Origin of the sequence: Fusobacterium ulcerans ATCC 49185, from assembly GCF_900683735.1 — a bacterium.
Taxonomy (GTDB): domain Bacteria; phylum Fusobacteriota; class Fusobacteriia; order Fusobacteriales; family Fusobacteriaceae; genus Fusobacterium_A; species Fusobacterium_A ulcerans_A.
In genome coordinates this window covers 533,231-551,484 of sequence record NZ_LR215979.1, presented here as the reverse complement: position 1 = coordinate 551,484, position 18,254 = coordinate 533,231, and the positions used below count along the sequence as shown (strand labels likewise).

The window sequence follows — 18,254 nt, the reverse complement described above, 5'->3', positions numbered from 1 at the left end:
TTTTATCTTTATTTAAGGAGGATTAAATGATAAAAGCTGTATTTTTTGATATTGATGGAACTCTTGTAAGTTTTAATACCCATAAAGTCCCTGAAAGTACAATGAAAGCTTTTGAACTGCTTCATGAAAAAGGAATAAAAACATTTGTTGCAACAGGAAGACATCCTTCAATTATGTCATTAGGCAACAATCTTGATCAATTAAAATTTGATGGTTATGTAACTCTTAATGGACAGTATTGTTTTAATGATAAAGAGATAATATATAAAAATAGTATATCTCCTGAAGATATAAAAAATCTTATTGAATTTTTAAAAGATTATCCTCATCCTTGTGGTTTTGTAGAAGGAGATGGGGGAATGTATATTAATCATATAAATGATAATGTTAAAGCTGTTTTAGATGCTGTAAACCTTCCTATGCTTCCTATAAAGGATATATCCAGAGCTTTAGAGAATGAAATATTCCAATTAAATCCTTATGTATCACCTGAAGAGGAACATATTTTTATGAATGCATTAAAAAATTGTGAAGCTACAAGATGGAATCCGCTATTTTTAGATGTTATCCCTGCTGGTGGAGGAAAACATGTAGCAGTGGAGAAAGTCAGAGAGTATTATGGCTTTTCTAAAGAGGAAACTATGGCCTTTGGAGATGGGGGAAATGATATCACTATGCTTTCAAATGTAGGAATAGGAATTGCTATGGGAAATGCTAATGATGATGTAAAAGAGATTGCTGATTATGTCACTGACACAGTAGATAATGATGGAATTTTTAAAGCTCTAAAGCATTTTTCTATTATTTAAAAAATATACAATTTTTTATATTAAATATATTAAAAAAAATTCTTTTTATTAATTTTTATTTATTGTATTATTTCTAAAATTAAAGTTCAACATATAAAAAATTTATATAATTTACCTTTTTATTTTATCTTTTAAAACTTTTTGTTCTTAATAAAAACATTATTCTGTTTTTTTAAAAAAATTAAATAAAATATTTTAAAATTTTTTATAAAAAAATTATGAAATATAAGATTTTTATGATAAAATAGATGTACGCATAGTTATTTATTACATATATATTTCTTTGGGGAGTGGTCAAATGGATTTACATTATTTAAAAATATTTTATGAAGTAGCAAAAGAGAAAAGTTTTACTAAAGCAGCAAGCAAACTTTACATCAATCAATCAGCTGTGTCTATTCAAGTTAAAAAATTTGAAGAAATTTTAAATGCAAAACTTTTTGACAGAAGTTCTAAAAAAATTAAGCTTACTTATACTGGTGAAGCTTTATATAAAATGGCTGAAGATATATTCGACAAAGTTAAAAGAGCAGAAAAAGAAATATCTAGAATAATTGATCTAGATAGAGCTAGAATCTCTATAGGGGCTACATCTGTTATTGGTGAACCTCTTATCCCAAGATTAATGAAAGGATTTTCTAAAGCTCATGAAGAAATCGAGTATGATGTAACTATTGCTGATAAGGCATGGCTTTTAAAACTATTAAAAGAGGGAGATCTTGATATCCTGATTATAGATGAGGAACATATCACTGATTCTAACCTTGAAGTTTTAACTATTGAAAAAATGCCTTATGTTCTTGTAAGTAAAAAAGAGTATCATAGTATGGAAAGTGTATCTAAAGATCCACTTATCACTAGAAAAACTATTCCTAATAATAATGAAGCTATTGCTGTAATTGAAGATAAATACAGAATATCTTTTGATACAAAGATATCTGTACTTGGAAACCTTGAAGTAATAAAAGGAATGGTAAGAGAAGAGATAGGAAATGTAATCCTTCCTTATTATGCAGTTCATAAAGAGATTGAAAGAGGAGAATTCAAAATAATCTATAAGGTTAATGAAGTAAAAGATGGATATCAGGTAGTTATCACAAAAGATAAGAAAAGCCTTATTCAAATTATCAAATTCATCAACTTTATACAGGATTACAAGATTCAATATTAGGAGGTTGAATGAACTTAATAGATTCATACAAAACAGAACTTGTACTTCTTGAAAATTTTATCAAGGAAGAAGAAAAAAGAAAAGAAACTGAAAAAGTTGCCAAAGCTTTGGCAGAAGTTTTCAACAATGGAAATAAAGTATTGATATGTGGTAATGGTGGAAGCAACTGTGATGCTCTGCACTTTGCTGAAGAATTTACAGGAAGATTCAGAGGAGACAGAAGAGCTCTTCCTGCTATAGCAATATCAGAATCATCTCATATAACTTGTGTAGGAAATGACTATGGATTTGATCATGTCTTTTCAAGAGGTGTAGAGGCCTATGGAAAGTCTGGAGATATGTTTATAGGTATTTCTACCAGTGGAAACTCTGGCAATGTAATTAAGGCTGTAGAGGCTGCTAAGAAGATAGGGATGAAAACTTGTGTACTTCTAGGAAAAGATGGAGGAAAACTTAAAGGAATGTGTGATTATGAATTTATCATTCCTGGAAAGACTTCTGACAGAGTACAGGAGATACATATGATGATACTACATATCATCATTGAAGGTGTAGAAAGAATAATGTTCCCTGAGAACTACTAATACAAAAAGAGCCTGAATGAATACATTCAAGCTCTTTTTTGATTTACAGAAATTTTTTCATATTCCCCTATATATCAGTATTATTATTTTTTAAAAATATCCTTATCATTTTCATAAAGTTTATATCCAATATCTTACATATTTTTAATAACAATTTTAGATTTATCTCACTTCTACAGTTTTCATAATGACTTACAGTCTTTTGTGTTATCCCTAACTCTCTAGAAAATTCTTTTTGAGTATATTTTTCTACTCTTACATTCCTTATTTCTTGAATTAACTCTTGATAACACTTATCATAAATCATTATCCACTTACTCATCTTCCCTCCAAAACTTCTTATCTCTTAATTTATTTCCAAAACTTTTGACTGTACAAACTTTATTGTTTTTTTAGGAACTATTTCTCTTACTTCTTTTGAAGTTGGACTGCCTATTCTTCTCTTTTTTCTTTTTAAAAGTGAAAATGTTCCTTTATTTTTAAATTTTACCTCTTCATCCATAGCTGTTACTTCTGCTATAAGATTAAATATTTCTTCTATCTCTTCCCTTGCTTCTTCATATTCTACTGTCTCATCCTGTTCTTTTCTCAATTTCTTGTAATATGATACAAATTCTCTAGTGTTCATATTCCTCCTCTATGAGAGTATTGAGCTCATTTACTTTATCTATCATTTTCATTCTAGGTCTAAATTTAATAACTTTCTTTTCTTCTGTCACCATCATTTCTCTTGTTGCTAAGTTTAATATCTTTCTGGGTTTTACTTCCCTTTTCTCAAATATTCCCCAGTCTTTTATTATTACTTTTTCTTCTTCTTCTAAAACATCAAAAAGAGCTTTCCAGAAAGAATCTAATCTTTCTTTTGCTTCTCTTATGCTTTTTAGATTCCTTCTTTCTTTATATAAGGTTAAAAACTCTTTTTCTGTCATCTATTTACCTCTTTATTTTTTCCAATTTATTTTTTAAAACTTTTGGTAAAGTAAAAATATTAGTTATCATACAAAAACATGTGGCCAATATTACTCCATTTACTCCAAGAGCAGTATACTTTATAAATATATAGGAAAGTAATATGTTCATTATTGCTTGAACTATTGATAAAGCCATCAGAAAATTTATTTCATTTATTCCTGTTAAAATTGTTGCATACATATGGCTATAACAAGTTAACATTACTGATATAGATGTTATAATAATTAACAATATTGAAGGATCTATTTTATAAGTTGTCCAAATAAATATAAATTTTTACCAATACAAATCATCAATAGAATTATTAAAACGAGTAAAATAAATACTTTTTAATTTTTTAAAATATTTTAAACCATTCATAATTTCTATCATAATATTCCTTTGTTGCTTCTGGCCATACTGGTCCTAATATTAAATTAATAGCTATGAATGGTATTGAAAAAAATTTATATACAACACTATATTCTGTTATCATTTCTGGACCTAAAAAATTAGTAATTATAAAATTATCTGTAGAAAAAATTATCAATCCTGCTATCTGAATAACAAATATTTTCCCTCCTATATTTAATATTCCATGCAATTTATCTAAAGATACATCTGAAATTTTTGGAATTAATATTTTATTTTTATTAAAATAAAATATTGTAAAAATAATATGAGAAATTGATATACTTATTCCATAGGAAATACTCAAATAAAAATAGATTTTTCTTTTTTAAATATAAAACTCCTATAAAGATAAAATTTAAAATCTGGCTTAAAACATTATTCAATCCTGATAAATACATTTTCTGTGATCCTATAAAAATATTATTGCATAAAGAAAGTATAAAATTAAAACATACAAATCCTACATTTATTATCATTAAAAATAATAACTCATTTCTATTAAAAAATTTACTTTCAATAATATATTTAGATTTAAAATTTTAAATGAAATATAAATTAAGCAAAAAAAAATAATTAACGATAATATTGTTACAAAAAAATAACTTGTTATTATATACTTTTTTATTTTATCATAATTTTTTAGATTTAAGTATTGAGCTATTTTATTTTTTAATCCATTTCCTATTCCTATATCAAATGTGTATATCCAGTTAGTGATTGATAAGATTAATATCCATAATCCATATTCTTCACTATTTAGATAATTGAGCATTAAAGGAATTGTTAAAAAATTTATTACTATTGAAAATCCTTTTAATAAAAAATTAAATACTATATTTAATCTTAATTTATTATTTTTAATTTTAGAAAAATAATATTTTACTTTTCCTTTCATTTTTCTCCCTTATATAAAATTTGTTTCTATCAACTTAAAATTTATATGAAGTACCCCCAAACCCTAAGATATAATAATTTACTAAAAACTATCATATTCTCTTAAAGGAAAGAAGCAGTTACTAACAGTGCAATTTTATCTATGTCAGGTTAAAAAGTTCTACTTATTCATACCCCAAAACCTTTTCTTCTATTAGTTCTATTGTTAAGTACCTTAGTTCTTCTTATGAAATAGTATGTTGATGAAATTGTTTATTAAAATTGCTGATAAAAGGTATTATATATAGACTTTAATAGATTCTTAAACCAAATATATCTTTAATTGGTATTTTACTGCTTCAAGAAAAGCCACTTCAGCTTTACTCTATTTTCTAATAATGAAACTCCTACTATTGCTTCTGATTTTATTCAATACCTATTAAGGCAGTTTTTGATTCTTCAAAACATATTAAAGTTCAATCTTGGTTTGGTGGAACAATGAACAATCTCGTAGAAAGCCTTTTTTAAGTATTTTTAGAAGACTTTTTCTTTTTTATAATTATATCAAACCACATTCAGATTTGAATAACGAAACTCCAACAAGAGCAAAATATCCAGAATTACAAAGAGTTAATTCATTTTTAAGGTATAGACAGTTATATCTTTCTCTTTTCTAAGACTTGTTTCCATTTTAAATTAACACATTAGACATTTTTCCCACTCATTAAACTTTGATCACTCCAAAAGTAATCCCATTCTCCAAATCTTCCAATTGTTTTTATTCCTTTTTCTTCAAAATATTCTCTTATTTTTTTTCTAGAACTGTATATATTAAAGTCAAATAGTATATTGGCATATTTTTCATATCTTATATCTTTTACAATAATATCTTCTTCTTTTATAATTTTCATTTTTATAAGTTTTTTTATACAATCTTTTAGAATATCTTTTTTTGATAAGTTTAAAGGTTTATTACTTTCATGATATATTTCCAATTGAAGTGAAGAACATCCTTCTGGACAATTATCTAAAGACTTATGACTAGGAGAATATATCCTCGCTGGTAAAATATCTTCATCATAAATATAAAACCACAGATAAGGTGGAATATTTTTAGTATTTATTCCTAAAGATACTATATATCCTGATGTCCATCTTAATAATTTTGATACTTCTCTTATTTCTTCTGGAATATTTTCTGTTAATTTTACAAGTTCTGGTAGCGGAATACTTGATATAAGCTCATCATATTTTTTAGCATTTCCATTAGAAAAATATATAACTTTTTTATTCAAATCTATTTTTATTACTTCATAATTTAATTCAATATTTAATCCTTTTGCCATAGAAGATAAATAACTTTTATATCCTCCTTTTTTAGGATAATACATCTTTTTAGCATAATAAGTTATAGGAGTATCTTCTGTTTCCATCCCTTTTTTTATCTCTTCTATAGTAGGTTTATACATTCTTTCTCCTACCCACTTTGTTTCAAGTTCTTTAGCTTCTACTCCCCAATATTTTTTTGTGTATTTCATAGGAAAGTTTTCAGCAAAATAATCTCCATATTGTATTCTTAACCATTCTTCATAGTTTTTAATTTCTTCAATAGATTTTTCTTTTCTATTTTCAAAATCTAAAAGGATTTTATCTTTTTCTTCTTTTGAAAGTGAGAACAAATTATTTTGGGCTGGATGTTTTAACCAGTATCCTTTGTAGTAATTACTTGGATTTGGAAGATGTTCAATACTTTCTGAACTTTTTCTAAATATTTCTTTAACTTCTCTATTCTCTGTAAAAGAAAAATGTACAAACTTATCAAATCTAAAATCATCTATTTCAAAGTTATCACACAGTCCTCCCCATGAAGAATTTTTTTCATAAATCGTTATATTATACTTTTTATTATTTTTATCTTCTAAAAAGTACCCTGCTGCTATCCCAGAGATTCCAGCTCCAAGTATCACTACTTCTTTCATATTTAACTCCTAATTAATTTTATCTTTCCATTCTAAATTTAATTTTTTATTTAATATATTTTCTAATTTTGATATATCTAGAGAAAAATTCATCATTTCATTTTTTCTATACGGAATTGCTCCAAATTTTATTTCTGAACTAGAATTTAATTTTTCTTTTAAATAAAGAATTATTTCCTTTAGAGAAATACTTATTCCACTTCCTACATTAACTACTTCGCCTCTTATTTTTTCACTATTTTTTAGTAAATCTTTTATAATTTTTGAAAAATCTTCTGCATATATAAAATCTCTTTTCTGTTCACCAAATGTTGTCAATATTTCTTCATTTTTCCTTAATTTTTCTAAAATATACGGTATAAATTTACTTGTATTTTGATATTTTCCAAAAAGATTAGAAGGTCTAATTACGCATACAGGATAATTAAAATTTCTATTTAACATTAAAGCTGTATTAGTTGTTATCTGTTTTGCTACAGCATATGGTGATGAAGGTTCTTCTTTATTTTCTTCTTTAAAAGGTGCTGAAATATTTCCATACTCTTCTCCTGAACCGAATTGCAGCATTATTTTTAAAGATTCCAATTTTTTGGAAGCTTCATATATTTTCAGAAAAATATTCAAATTATCCTCTATCATTTTAGGGAATAGATTTAATTCTCTTTCAGATGTAACACAAGATATCAAATTTATAATATATTCAGGTTTTTCTTTAGATATTATTTTTTCTAATTCTTTTTGTGATGAAAAATCAAATTTATATGACTTTATATTTGATATCCTTCGCGCAAAATCCTCATCTATATTTTTATCAATTGCTATAATCTCATATTCATTAGTTAATTCTTCTATCAAATTTTTTCCAATAAATCCAAATCCACCAAAGATTAAAATTTTCATATAAACACCTCTAAACTATTTAAAGGTATTTCTTTGATTAAAAAATTAATTTTATCTTTATTAATTGACTTAAATATGCTAGGATTTACTGCTCTGCTCTGCTCTGCTCTGCTCTGCTCTGCTCTGCTCTGCTCTGCTCTGCTCTGCTCTGCTCTGCTCTGCTCTGCTCTGCTCTGCTCTGCTCTGCTCTGCTCTGCCAATTGATCTTCTAATTTCAATTTAGCCTTCCAATTTAAATACTCAATATTATTTCCCAAGGGAGCAACTGCATACATTATATCTCTTTCTCTATATGGAATTTTTCCCCATTTAATATTTGCTTTTTTAGTATATATTTTTTCTAATATTTTACTTAATTCTCTTATATTTGTTCCCTTTCCTGTTCCCAAATAAAATTCTTGTTCATTTGGTATTTCTTTTTCATGAAATAATAATATTTTTATAAAATCACATACATCATCTATATGAATAAAATCTAATATTTGCTCTCCATAAGACATGTCTACTTCTCTTTCAAAACTTTCTTTTATATAATCAATTACCTTTTTTTGTGTATCTTTTCCACCATAAATTGTATATGGAATTACATTATAATATTTAAAATTTTCTATTTGAGAATAATATTTTAATATACTTCGAAAAGCTGTTTTAGTAGCTGTATATAAATAAGCACTATCTAATCCATTTCCTAATCTGTACTCAGCAAAAGATCCAAAATTTATAAACTCTTTAATTTGACATCCTCTCAAAGTATTTAACAATAAAGTTCCAAATTTTATATTTGCATCCAGTATTTTGTCTATAACTTCACTATCATTTCTACTTGTTAAAAAAGAAGCTAAATGAATAACTTTATCAGGTAAAAATTTTCGAATAACTTCTTCATATCCCTCTTCTATAGTACAAACATCTACTTTTTCCGAATAAAGACCTTCAACTTTTTTTCTATCCCTTATCAGAATTAATATTCTTTCTATTTCTGCTTCTTTTTCTAATATAGGAATTAAATTTCTTCCTATAAACCCAGTTGCTCCAGTTATTAATATTTTCATATTTAAAATACCTCTTTTTTCAAAAAATCATTCATACTCTCAAACTTCTTATCTCTTGGTGACATTATAGGGTTTTCTATTTTCCAATCAAATCCAATACTATTCCAGCTAATTCCATAATCACTTTCAGAATTATATACTGTTGCTACATTGTAAACCATGATACTTCCATCTTCTAGAGACTTGAATCCATGCGCTAATCCTTTGGGAATATATACAGAATATCCATTTTCTTCTGATAATTCTAAACTTATATATTTTCCTAAAGTTTTAGAATTTTTTCTTAAATCTACAATAACATCCAATACTTTTCCTTTTGCTACATAAACTAATTTTTCATGTTCAAAAGGAGGAAGCTGAAAATGCATCCCTCTTATTACATCTTTATTTGAAATTGAAAAATAACTTTCTCTAAATTCTGTACAAAGATTATTTTTTTCAAATTCATCTTTATTATATGTTTTAATAAATATTCCTCTTCCATCTTGGAATATTTTATTTTTTATAATAAAGACTCCTTCTAATTCTGTTTTTATAATTTCCATATTATTCACCCAACTTAGAAAATTCATTTATCTGTTCTACACAAAGTTTGTATACATCTTCATTTAGATATCTCTTGTACCATTCAGTAGTCAGTTCTACGCTTTTATCTATGGTTAATGTAGGCTTCCATCCTAGTTCAAATCTTGATTTTGTTATATCTAGTAGTAATAATTTAGCTTCATGTAAAGAATTTGGATTAGAAATATCTTTTAGATTTCCTTTTCCATAATCTTTTACTATTTTTTCTGCTACTTCCCATACATTTACTATTGCATCAAGATTTGGCCCAAAGTTCCATCCTTCACAATATTTTATTGGATCTTCCATCATCTTTTGCCCTAATAGAAGATAACCACTTAAAGGTTCAAGTACATGTTCCCATGGCCTTATTGATTTTGGACTTCTTATCTCTATATCTCTATCTTCTTCCAATGCTCTTATACAGTCTGGCACTATTCTGTCTTTTGCCCAGTCTCCTCCACCTATTACATTTCCTGCTCTCACACTTGCTATACTTTTTCCATGTTTTTCATAATCTTTAGGATTAAAAAATGAATTTCTCCATGATTGTATAGCTATTTCACAAGCTCCTTTAGATGAAGAATATGGATCATATCCTCCAAAAGCTTCATTTTCTCTGTATCCCCATATCTGTTCTTTATTTTCATAGCATTTATCTGTTGTTATCATTATTCCTATTTTAGTATTCTCACAGTTTCTTATCTCTTCCAATACATTTATAGTTCCCATAAGATTAGTTTCATATGTTTCTACTGGAATATCATATGAAAGTCTAACTAATGGTTGAGCTGCTAAATGAAATACTATCTTTGGCTGATATTTATCAAATACTTCTCTTAAATGTTTTCTGTCTCTTATATCTCCTCTAATATCAACTACCTTTTCTGATAAATGAGATAAAACAAAATTGTCCTTTTCTGTATACGGTTCTAATGAATAACCTATTACTTCAGCGCCTAATTCTCTAAGCCATATTGACAGCCACGATCCTTTAAATCCTGTATGACCTGTTACCAGAATTCTTTTTCCTTTATACACATTATTAAAGTTTTTCATTTTTCCTCCAATTACCATACTTTCCATGGAGCTTTTCCACTATCCCACATATCATTTAATTCTTTATTATCTCTTAATATATCCATAGGCTTCCAGAATCCTGTATGTTTAAAAGAATTCATTTTTCCATCTTTAGCTATATTTTCTAAAGGAGCTCTTTCAAATATAGTTGAATCGCCTTCAGTTATATAATTAAATACTTCTGGCTCACATATGAAATATCCTGCATTTATCCAGCTTCCATCTCCTGCTGGTTTCTCTGTAAAAGCCTTTACATTTCCCTTCTCATCTATATTCAATGATCCAAATTTTCCTTGTGGTTTATATGCTGTAACAGTTAAAGTTTTTCCACTTTCTTTATGGAATTTTATACTTTCACCTATATTTAAATCTGTTACCCCATCACCATATGTTAAAAGAAAAGTTTCATTTCCTATATATTTTTCTATTCTCTTAATTCTTCCACCTGTCATAGTTTCAAGCCCTGTATCTACAAGAGTTACTTTCCAGTTTTCTGAATGGCAGTCATGTACTGTCATTTCATTATTTTGCAGATCAAATGTTACATCGCTTGTATGAAGAAAATAATTTGAAAACCATTCTTTTATTACATATCCTTTATATCCACAGCAGATGATAAATTCATTTATTCCATAATGAGAATATGTTTTCATAATATGCCATAGAATAGGTTTTCCTCCTATTTCTACCATTGGTTTTGGGATAAGGTTTGTTGCTTCACTAAGTCTTGTTCCATATCCACCTGCTAATATTACTGCTTTCATCTCTTATCCTCCCTATCCAATTATATATTCTTTTATTTTCTTTATCATAAAGTCTAACATTTCATCAGTCATTCCAGGATATACTCCTATCCATAAAGTATTATTCATAATGAAGTCTGTATTTTTTAAATCTCCTATTACTCTGAATCCTTCTCCAGTCTTTCTCATTTCATCAAAAGCTGGATGTTTTAAAAGATTTCCTGCAAATAGATTTCTTGTTTGTATTTTATTAGTTTCAAGATATTTTGCAAGTTCTACTCTTGATTTTCCTGTTTCTTCTTTTACAGATATTAAAAATCCAAACCAGCTTGGTTTTGAGTTCTTTTCTGGTTCTGGAAGTATTATCTTATCTTGAATATCTTTTAATCCTTCATACAATCTATTCCAGTTTCTTCTTCTTGCTTCTACTATATGTGGAAGTTTATCTAATTGCGCAACTCCAATAGCTGCCTGCATATCTGTCACTTTTAAATTATATCCAAAATGTGAATATACATATTTATGATCATATCCTAATGGAAGCTCTCCATACTGTTTAGTAAATCTCATATGGCATGTATCATCTACACCACTTTCACACCAGCAGTCTCTTCCCCAGTCTCTGAAAGATTTTATTAATTTATGAAGCAGAGGATTATCTGTATATACTGCTCCTCCCTCTCCCATAGTCATATGATGAGGTGGATAAAAACTTGATGTTCCTATATCTCCTATTGTTCCTGTTTTTTTCCATTCTCCATCTATACAGTATTCAGAACCTAAAGCATCACAGTTATCTTCCACAAGCCATAGATTATGTTTCTTACAGAAATCTTTTACTCCTTGAAGATTAAAAGGATTTCCTAATGTATGTGCTATCATTACAGCTTTTGTTTTTTCACTTAATGCTTCTTCCAACATATCTGTATCTATGTTATATGCTGGAACTGTTACATCTACAAATACTGGAACTGCTCCATATTGAATAATAGGAGTAACTGTAGTAGGAAAACCAGCCGATACAGTTATTACTTCATCTCCTCTTTTTATTCTTCTGTCACCTAATTCTTGAGCAGTTAAAGCCATAAATGCAAGAAGGTTAGCTGATGAACCTGAATTAGTTAGAGAACAATACTTTATATCAAGATATTCAGCCATTTTAGTTTCAAACTTCTTAACCCATGGTCCAGAAGTAAGCCAGAAATCTAAAGAAGAATCAACAAGATTAACCATTTCCTGCTCATCAAAGAATCTTCCTCCATAATTAATATATGTTTCTCCCTCTTTAAATTCTTTTTTATCTCCAAATTTTATATTATGATATTCTTTTACTTTTTCTAATATTTCTTGTTTTAAACTATCCATTCTTACTCCTTATTTTAAATTCTATGATAAATACCCTTATTTTTTCTCTCAATTGCACTTTTAAATTTTTTATTTAATTTAGATAATAATTTTATAAAAAATGGTTTATCTATAATAAAGTACAATATATAAAACATAACTTTATCTTTCACTAAATATTTATATTTTGATTCCTTATATAGATCATAATAAACTTTTTTATAATTTTTTATTTTATTTTCTAAATATCCTTTAAGATAAAGTTCAATAAAATTCCCTTTTATCGAACTAGTAAAAAGAGTAAATAGCCTCCTCAACTTAATTTCTCTCTTTTTATCAATATCTAAAAATAATGTTTTTGTTCCATAAATACTTCCTAATCCTACAATAAGGTCTGAATAAGTATCTCTTTCTTTTCCTAGTTCTATTATATTAGTTCTTAAAAATTGCACTCCTTCTCCTCTATTTAACTCAAGATAAAAAAATAAAATAATATTATGAGGCATATATGAATTAGAAAATTGATATCCATATAGCATATAATTTTTCATTTGTTTTATCTTTTTTACATTATAAACAGATGTAGAAATAAATAATAAATTTCCATACCTTTTTTCTGGGTTAGTTTCATACAGAAAATCTATTAAATTTTCTAAACCAAGAATTATTTTATTTTCTTTTTCTTGGGAAATTATAGAAGAATATTTCATTAAAACTATTTTTTCTTCTATTTTATTTATATCTTCTAAAATTGTTTTTACACTATTTTCAGAAGGAATATCATCATCTCCTAGTAACCACATCCATTCACTCTCAGTTTCCTCAAAACACTTGACTATATTTGAACACATCCCTATATTATTTTTATTTCTTTTTACTTTTATAAATTTTTTAAAGTTTTCTGAAATTTCATTATATACTTCAAATATATTATAGTCAGAAGCATTATCTAATATTAATAAATTAACTTGATCTGAAAGTTGTGGCAATAATATGTTTATAGATCTTTCTAATTCATTTTTTCTATTATATGTTGGAATCGAAATTGTTAAAATAGAGCCCATTATCTTTCTCCCTTCAATTAATTACTTTTCTATTTTAATAATATTTAATTTATAAAACAATAAATCTTTGTTAGTAATGAAAGTTCTTTTTTTTATTATTTTAAAAATTCCAGTTTCCAATAATAAACTATTATTTCTTGTTGGAATAACTATTGATAGATAATAATTATTCTTCATTATCAAGATACCACCTTGTTTGTTCCTATGAAGCCTGCTGCCCCTGTTACAAGATATGTTTTCATCTACATTTCTCCCTTTTTTTTCATTTCTTCTAAAAATCTATCTATTCCACTTTTCCAATGTGGTATTTTTTTATCAATTACTCTTTCGAGTTTACTGCTGTCTAATTTAGAATATTCCGTCCTCTTTGCTGGTAGAGGAAAATCCATTGTCTTTGCTCTTTCCAATATTCCACTCCATCCTATTTTCTTTAATATATATTGGGCTTGTTCAAATTTTGATGCTTCTCCATCATTTGATAGATTGTACAATCCATATTTATCTGTCTGAACAAGTTTCCATGAATATTCTGCCAAATCCTTTGAATATGTTGGAGAGGATATTTGATCATCTACTATTCTTAATTTATCTTTTCCTTTGCTCCAATTTATTACCTGTTTGCAGAAATTATTATTCCCCATTCCAAATACCCATGATGTTCTTATTACAAAACTTTTTTCATATTCCAGAGAATATCTTTCCCCCTCTAGCTTTGCTTTTGAATATATTGATAATGGATTTGGAATATCTTCTTCTATATATGGTATTTCCTTCTCTCCATCAAATACAAAGTCTGTTGAATATGTTACAAATACTATATTTTTTTCTTTACATATCTCTGCCAGATACTTAGGACCATGAGAATTTAAAGCATAGCATTTTTCTGGTTCCTCTTCTGCCTTATCCACATTATTATATGCTGCACAGTTTATTATCATTGTAAAATTATTGCTATTTACAAATTCTTTTACTTTCTCTTTATTAGTTACATCTAATTCTTTATAGTCAGTAGCTGTGTATTTTATCCCTGATTTATCAAAAAGCTTTTGAAAGTCCTGACCTAGCTGTCCATCTGCTCCTGTAAGCAATACATTTTCTCCAATATATTTTTCTGTGTACTCCTTAAAAGATTGATGTTTTTTATCTTTTTCTGATAAAACTATATCCTCTTCTTTTAATCCATATTTTTCAAAATTCCAATTGATATTTATATCTTTATCATTCCATATTATTCCTGAATCATATTGAGGCACATAAAAATCTGTACACTTATATTGAAATTCTGTTTCATCTTCTAAAGTAAGAAATCCATGAGCAAATCCTTTTGGTATAAAAAACATTTTCTTATTTTCTGCACTTAATTCTACCCCATACCATTTTCCATATGTACTGCTGTCTTTTCTAATATCTACAGCTACATCATATACAGAACCTTTTATTACTCTTACAAGTTTCCCTTGAGAATGTTTAGTTTGAAAATGAAGCCCTCTTAGCACTCCTTTTTTAGATTTAGAATGATTATCTTGTACAAATTCATCAAATATCCCTATTTCTTCAAATTCTTTTTTACTGTATGTTTCCAAAAAAAATCCTCTTTCATCTCCAAATACTGTTGGTTCTAATATGTATAAGCCTGCTATTCCTGTTTCTATCTTTTTAAATTTACTCATATTGTCCCCTTTATCTATTTGATGAGATCCATCAAATATTCTCCATATTTAGATTTAAGCAGTGGCTTTGCTAGTTCACATACTTTTTCTTTTGTTATCCATCCATTTCTATATGCAATTTCTTCAAGACAGGCTACCATTACTCCTTGTCTGCTTTGAATAGTTTTTACATAGTTTGCTGCTTCTAACAAAGCTTCATGCGTTCCTGTATCAAGCCATGCCATTCCTCTTCCTAGACTTGTTACATTTAGAGTTCCCTCATTAAGATACATTTCATTTAGTGTTGTTATTTCAAGTTCTCCTCTTTTTGAAGGTTTTACTTTCTTAGCTTTTTCTACTACTGTATTATCATAAAAATACAATCCAGGTACTACATAATTAGATTTTGGATTCTCTGGTTTTTCCTCTAATGATATTGCTCTATTATTTTCATCAAATTCTACTACTCCAAAATCTCTAGGATTTTGTACATAATATCCAAATATTGTTGCTCCTTTTTTCTTTGCTTCAGCTTCTTTTAACATCCCTGTAAATCCATGCCCATAGAATATATTATCTCCAAGGACTAAAGCACATGAATCATTTCCAATGAAGTCTTCTCCTATCAAAAACGCTTCTGCTAAGCCATTAGGTTGTTCCTGTACTGCATAACTTAGAGATATGCCGAAATCAATCCCAGTCTGTAATAACTCTTCAAACATAGGAAGATCTCTTGGAGTAGAGATAATTAAAATATCTTTTATTCCAGCTAACATTAAAACTGATAAAGGATAATATATCATTGGTTTATCATATATTGGTGTTATTTGTTTAGATATTGATTTTGTTATTGGATAAAGTCTTGTTCCACTTCCTCCTGCTAATATTATTCCTTTCATCTCATACCTCTGTTTCCATAACTTCTTTTATAACTTCTAAATAGCCATATTTAAATTTTTCATCAGGTTCTAGATACATTCCTTCAGCCCATTCATTCCATGCATTCAAAAAAATATAGTCTACATTTTTTTCTTTCATTATTTTTTTTTGTTCCAATAAATATTTTTTAAATAACTCTGGTGTATTTTGCTCAATCACATATCCCCTCTTCCCATGTCTTGAAGTATTATCCCAGCCAGTAAATATTCCTGGATATATTTTTTTATTTAAAAATTTGCTAGATATGTCTATACTCTTTTTTAAAAACTCTTCATATTTATATTTTTGGACAAAGTATAAATAATTTTTTGAAAAATTATTTTTTAATCTTTGAATAACTTTTTGAAAAATATTTCTTTTACTGAGACAACAATTAGGTTCCCTTAACACCATTGCAGAACTTTTAGGTGAAAAAAAATTTGAATTTTTTAGATTATTTTTTGACTCTATTATATAAATTCCTGAATAACCTATTTTTTTACATGCTTTATTAAAAAAATCTATCATTTCATCAAACTTTAAAATATCTTCTGATTGGTATATTATAAATACTGGTTTTTCATCTATTTTTATATATCTTTTATCTAAAAAAAATGGAGCCAAATAATTAAAGTGTTCTTGCCAATCTTCTTCTTCTCCATACTCCTGTTTTATAAGGATTTCATTTAATCCATTCCAAGTTTTTTTCCAAGAATGATTAGCCCAACAAAAACAGAAATTTTGCTTTATTTCTTTCCATTCAAGTAAATTTTCTGCTGGTTTCTCTAATATTTTTCTTCCTTTAAACCAATAGTGATAATAACAAAATCCATATATTCCATATTCATTTCCTAGTTTACTCTGCCATTCTACTGTTTCTTTATTTAGCAAATTATAATAATTATTATTTAATGGTTTTAATGGTTGACTATGCCCTTTAAATAATTTTTTCCCATTTTTTACATTTGTCCATTCTGTAAAACCTTTTCCCCACCAAAGATTATTTTCTTCAATTTCATGAAATTGTGGCAGATAGTATGTTATTATCTTCATTAAAATTATCTCCTTATCTACTTTTTTATTAAAACTCAAACAAAATAAAATTATATTTATAAGTTGGAAGCTGTAATAAAAAGGTTTTAAAATATAAAATTGAAATACAAATAAAAAATAGAAATTTAATTACTTTAGAATATTTTTTTGTCAAATACCCTAATAATTGTGGAATTAGAATAATATAATAAAAAGTAAAATACGAACTCATTCGTATAAACACTTGATTCATTGTAGGGAAATTTTTTTCATTAAGAAAAATACTTAAAACTAAAAGTATTGTAAAAAAATTTATATTTTTACTTACATTATCTAAAAAAATTCTATTTGAAAAAATTTCTATTAATAATGCTAAAATAAAAAACAATGATAAAGTTATAAAACTTGTTGTTGCTTCATATTCTAATATTGTATATTGTCCATAACCTAGTATTTCATAAGCTTTAGGTAACAAAAAATTAAAATTTACTGTAATAGAAATTAAAATAATTTTTATAAATCTATTATATTTTAAATTTAATATCCAATATAATGGCAATAATACAATACAACTTTTATGGAATAAACTTCCTACAATTATAAATAAAAAATATTTTATTATTTTTTTCTGTTTTATAAAAATAATCGAATAAAAAAATATACTAATTGCCATAACTTGCCTAATCAAATTAAATCCTGCTGAATAATAAGCTCCTACTAAAAAATAGATAAGCGTAGACATCAATATATCACTTGATTCTTTTTTTATATTTTTATATATTAAATAATTTGTAAAAAAAGCTATTACTAAAAAAGTTAATTGTTGTGTCCCATTTATACTGACAATAAATTTTACTAAAAAATAATAACCTTTTTCTAATCTTAAAACTTCATAATCATTAATATTATTTTTTATAAAGAAAAATATTTTCATATACATTGGATAATCTACTCCAATATAGTACCTACATCCAGAAAATAAAATTAATATTAAAAATATTAATCTTATTATATTTATATTATTTTTATTTAAATATATTATTCCAATAATAATTACCAAGAAATATAAACATATGTATTCCATCTTTTATCCTTTTTTATGTCTTTATTTTAAAAAAAAAATTTCT

22 protein-coding genes are annotated in these 18,254 nt (G+C 26.5%); 3 read left to right on the top strand and 19 right to left on the bottom strand.

The genetic code is table 11. The features are described 5' to 3' along the window. Positions 1-26 precede the first annotated feature (26 nt). The 3 genes from E0E45_RS02525 (at position 27) to gmhA (ending at position 2,564) form a co-directional block, all read left to right on the top strand. Positions 27-809, top strand: coding sequence for a Cof-type HAD-IIB family hydrolase (locus E0E45_RS02525; RefSeq protein ID WP_130889706.1), 783 nt, complete (start codon positions 27-29; stop codon positions 807-809). Between the two features lie 298 nt (positions 810-1,107). After that, positions 1,108-1,980 (top strand): LysR family transcriptional regulator, encoded by an 873-nt coding sequence (locus E0E45_RS02520; protein WP_005950969.1) that lies wholly within the window; start codon positions 1,108-1,110, stop codon positions 1,978-1,980. Positions 1,981-1,988: 8 nt separating this feature from the next. After that, entirely contained in the window at positions 1,989-2,564 is a 576-nt protein-coding gene (gene gmhA / locus E0E45_RS02515; RefSeq protein ID WP_130889705.1) for a D-sedoheptulose 7-phosphate isomerase, read from the top strand. A 67-nt stretch (positions 2,565-2,631) separates the two neighbouring features. On the opposite strand, the gene E0E45_RS02510 is transcribed toward gmhA, so the two are convergent. The 19 genes from E0E45_RS02510 to E0E45_RS18080 form a co-directional block, all read right to left on the bottom strand. Then, positions 2,632-2,886 (bottom strand): helix-turn-helix domain-containing protein, encoded by a 255-nt coding sequence (locus tag E0E45_RS02510; RefSeq protein ID WP_130889704.1) that lies wholly within the window; start codon positions 2,884-2,886, stop codon positions 2,632-2,634. A gap of 24 nt (positions 2,887-2,910) precedes the next feature. Then, a complete protein-coding gene (locus E0E45_RS02505; protein WP_130889703.1) occupies positions 2,911-3,192 on the bottom strand; it encodes an HU family DNA-binding protein in 282 nt (93 codons plus the stop codon). After that, positions 3,182-3,493 carry an HU family DNA-binding protein gene (locus E0E45_RS02500; RefSeq protein ID WP_096403588.1) on the bottom strand — a complete coding sequence of 104 codons (312 nt, stop codon included), beginning with the start codon at positions 3,491-3,493 and terminating at the stop codon, positions 3,182-3,184. Before E0E45_RS02500 ends, E0E45_RS02505 begins: the two co-directional genes overlap by 11 nt. A 4-nt stretch (positions 3,494-3,497) precedes the next feature. After that, positions 3,498-3,767, bottom strand: coding sequence for a polysaccharide biosynthesis C-terminal domain-containing protein (locus tag E0E45_RS02495; RefSeq protein ID WP_130889702.1), 270 nt, complete (start codon positions 3,765-3,767; stop codon positions 3,498-3,500). Positions 3,768-3,873: 106 nt separating this feature from the next. After that, positions 3,874-4,233 carry an oligosaccharide flippase family protein gene (locus E0E45_RS02490; protein WP_172604133.1) on the bottom strand — a complete coding sequence of 120 codons (360 nt, stop codon included), beginning with the start codon at positions 4,231-4,233 and terminating at the stop codon, positions 3,874-3,876. Positions 4,234-4,404: 171 nt separating this feature from the next. Then, entirely contained in the window at positions 4,405-4,824 is a 420-nt protein-coding gene (locus tag E0E45_RS02485; protein ID WP_130889700.1) for an MATE family efflux transporter, read from the bottom strand. A gap of 682 nt (positions 4,825-5,506) precedes the next feature. Continuing rightward, the gene (locus E0E45_RS02480) at positions 5,507-6,781 is read right to left on the bottom strand and encodes a protoporphyrinogen/coproporphyrinogen oxidase (RefSeq protein ID WP_130889699.1); all 1,275 of its coding nucleotides are present in this window, start codon (positions 6,779-6,781) and stop codon (positions 5,507-5,509) included. Between the two features lie 9 nt (positions 6,782-6,790). After that, positions 6,791-7,681, bottom strand: coding sequence for an NAD-dependent epimerase/dehydratase family protein (locus E0E45_RS02475; protein WP_130889698.1), 891 nt, complete (start codon positions 7,679-7,681; stop codon positions 6,791-6,793). Continuing rightward, a complete protein-coding gene (locus E0E45_RS02470) occupies positions 7,678-8,733 on the bottom strand; it encodes an NAD-dependent epimerase/dehydratase family protein (protein WP_130889697.1) in 1,056 nt (351 codons plus the stop codon). Before E0E45_RS02470 ends, E0E45_RS02475 begins: the two co-directional genes overlap by 4 nt. A gap of 2 nt (positions 8,734-8,735) precedes the next feature. Next, entirely contained in the window at positions 8,736-9,278 is a 543-nt protein-coding gene (gene rfbC, locus E0E45_RS02465) for a dTDP-4-dehydrorhamnose 3,5-epimerase (RefSeq protein ID WP_130889696.1), read from the bottom strand. A 1-nt stretch (position 9,279) separates the two neighbouring features. Next, complete coding sequence (gene rfbG / locus E0E45_RS02460; RefSeq protein WP_232044042.1) at positions 9,280-10,356, bottom strand: CDP-glucose 4,6-dehydratase; 1,077 nt, start codon at positions 10,354-10,356, stop codon at positions 9,280-9,282. An 11-nt stretch (positions 10,357-10,367) separates the two neighbouring features. Beyond that, on the bottom strand, positions 10,368-11,141 hold the full coding sequence (rfbF, locus tag E0E45_RS02455) for a glucose-1-phosphate cytidylyltransferase (RefSeq protein WP_130889694.1): 774 nt from the start codon (positions 11,139-11,141) through the stop codon (positions 10,368-10,370). A 12-nt stretch (positions 11,142-11,153) separates the two neighbouring features. Beyond that, on the bottom strand, positions 11,154-12,485 hold the full coding sequence (gene rfbH, locus E0E45_RS02450; RefSeq protein ID WP_130889693.1) for a lipopolysaccharide biosynthesis protein RfbH: 1,332 nt from the start codon (positions 12,483-12,485) through the stop codon (positions 11,154-11,156). Positions 12,486-12,499: 14 nt separating this feature from the next. Beyond that, positions 12,500-13,528, bottom strand: coding sequence for a glycosyltransferase family 2 protein (locus E0E45_RS02445; protein ID WP_130889692.1), 1,029 nt, complete (start codon positions 13,526-13,528; stop codon positions 12,500-12,502). 21 nt (positions 13,529-13,549) lie between these two features. Next, on the bottom strand, positions 13,550-13,705 hold the full coding sequence (locus E0E45_RS17535) for a hypothetical protein (RefSeq protein ID WP_172604132.1): 156 nt from the start codon (positions 13,703-13,705) through the stop codon (positions 13,550-13,552). A 65-nt stretch (positions 13,706-13,770) separates the two neighbouring features. After that, positions 13,771-15,198: a dTDP-4-dehydrorhamnose reductase gene (gene rfbD, locus E0E45_RS02440; RefSeq protein WP_130889691.1), complete on the bottom strand. Its 1,428-nt coding sequence runs from the start codon at positions 15,196-15,198 to the stop codon at positions 13,771-13,773. 14 nt (positions 15,199-15,212) lie between these two features. Next, on the bottom strand, positions 15,213-16,076 hold the full coding sequence (rfbA, locus tag E0E45_RS02435) for a glucose-1-phosphate thymidylyltransferase RfbA (RefSeq protein WP_130889690.1): 864 nt from the start codon (positions 16,074-16,076) through the stop codon (positions 15,213-15,215). Position 16,077: 1 nt separating this feature from the next. Beyond that, positions 16,078-17,148: a glycoside hydrolase family 99-like domain-containing protein gene (locus E0E45_RS02430; protein WP_130889689.1), complete on the bottom strand. Its 1,071-nt coding sequence runs from the start codon at positions 17,146-17,148 to the stop codon at positions 16,078-16,080. 28 nt (positions 17,149-17,176) lie between these two features. Then, complete coding sequence (locus tag E0E45_RS18080) at positions 17,177-18,211, bottom strand: EpsG family protein (RefSeq protein WP_130889688.1); 1,035 nt, start codon at positions 18,209-18,211, stop codon at positions 17,177-17,179. Between the last annotated feature and the right edge of the window lie 43 nt (positions 18,212-18,254).

Coding starts and splice junctions, on each gene's coding strand:
- E0E45_RS18080 (WP_130889688.1), bottom strand. CDS start 18,211: ATGGAATACATATGTTTATATTTCTTGGTAATTATTATTGGAATAATA.
- E0E45_RS02525 (WP_130889706.1), top strand. CDS start 27: ATGATAAAAGCTGTATTTTTTGATATTGATGGAACTCTTGTAAGTTTT.
- E0E45_RS02475 (WP_130889698.1), bottom strand. CDS start 7,681: ATGAAAATTTTAATCTTTGGTGGATTTGGATTTATTGGAAAAAATTTG.
- E0E45_RS02430 (WP_130889689.1), bottom strand. CDS start 17,148: ATGAAGATAATAACATACTATCTGCCACAATTTCATGAAATTGAAGAA.
- E0E45_RS02505 (WP_130889703.1), bottom strand. CDS start 3,192: ATGAACACTAGAGAATTTGTATCATATTACAAGAAATTGAGAAAAGAA.
- rfbG (WP_232044042.1), bottom strand. CDS start 10,356: ATGAAAAACTTTAATAATGTGTATAAAGGAAAAAGAATTCTGGTAACA.
- E0E45_RS02485 (WP_130889700.1), bottom strand. CDS start 4,824: ATGAAAGGAAAAGTAAAATATTATTTTTCTAAAATTAAAAATAATAAA.
- E0E45_RS17535 (WP_172604132.1), bottom strand. CDS start 13,705: ATGAAGAATAATTATTATCTATCAATAGTTATTCCAACAAGAAATAAT.
- E0E45_RS02445 (WP_130889692.1), bottom strand. CDS start 13,528: ATGGGCTCTATTTTAACAATTTCGATTCCAACATATAATAGAAAAAAT.
- E0E45_RS02500 (WP_096403588.1), bottom strand. CDS start 3,493: ATGACAGAAAAAGAGTTTTTAACCTTATATAAAGAAAGAAGGAATCTA.
- E0E45_RS02510 (WP_130889704.1), bottom strand. CDS start 2,886: ATGAGTAAGTGGATAATGATTTATGATAAGTGTTATCAAGAGTTAATT.
- rfbH (WP_130889693.1), bottom strand. CDS start 12,485: ATGGATAGTTTAAAACAAGAAATATTAGAAAAAGTAAAAGAATATCAT.
- rfbD (WP_130889691.1), bottom strand. CDS start 15,198: ATGAGTAAATTTAAAAAGATAGAAACAGGAATAGCAGGCTTATACATA.
- gmhA (WP_130889705.1), top strand. CDS start 1,989: ATGAACTTAATAGATTCATACAAAACAGAACTTGTACTTCTTGAAAAT.
- rfbC (WP_130889696.1), bottom strand. CDS start 9,278: ATGGAAATTATAAAAACAGAATTAGAAGGAGTCTTTATTATAAAAAAT.
- rfbF (WP_130889694.1), bottom strand. CDS start 11,141: ATGAAAGCAGTAATATTAGCAGGTGGATATGGAACAAGACTTAGTGAA.
- rfbA (WP_130889690.1), bottom strand. CDS start 16,076: ATGAAAGGAATAATATTAGCAGGAGGAAGTGGAACAAGACTTTATCCA.
- E0E45_RS02480 (WP_130889699.1), bottom strand. CDS start 6,781: ATGAAAGAAGTAGTGATACTTGGAGCTGGAATCTCTGGGATAGCAGCA.
- E0E45_RS02520 (WP_005950969.1), top strand. CDS start 1,108: ATGGATTTACATTATTTAAAAATATTTTATGAAGTAGCAAAAGAGAAA.
- E0E45_RS02470 (WP_130889697.1), bottom strand. CDS start 8,733: ATGAAAATATTAATAACTGGAGCAACTGGGTTTATAGGAAGAAATTTA.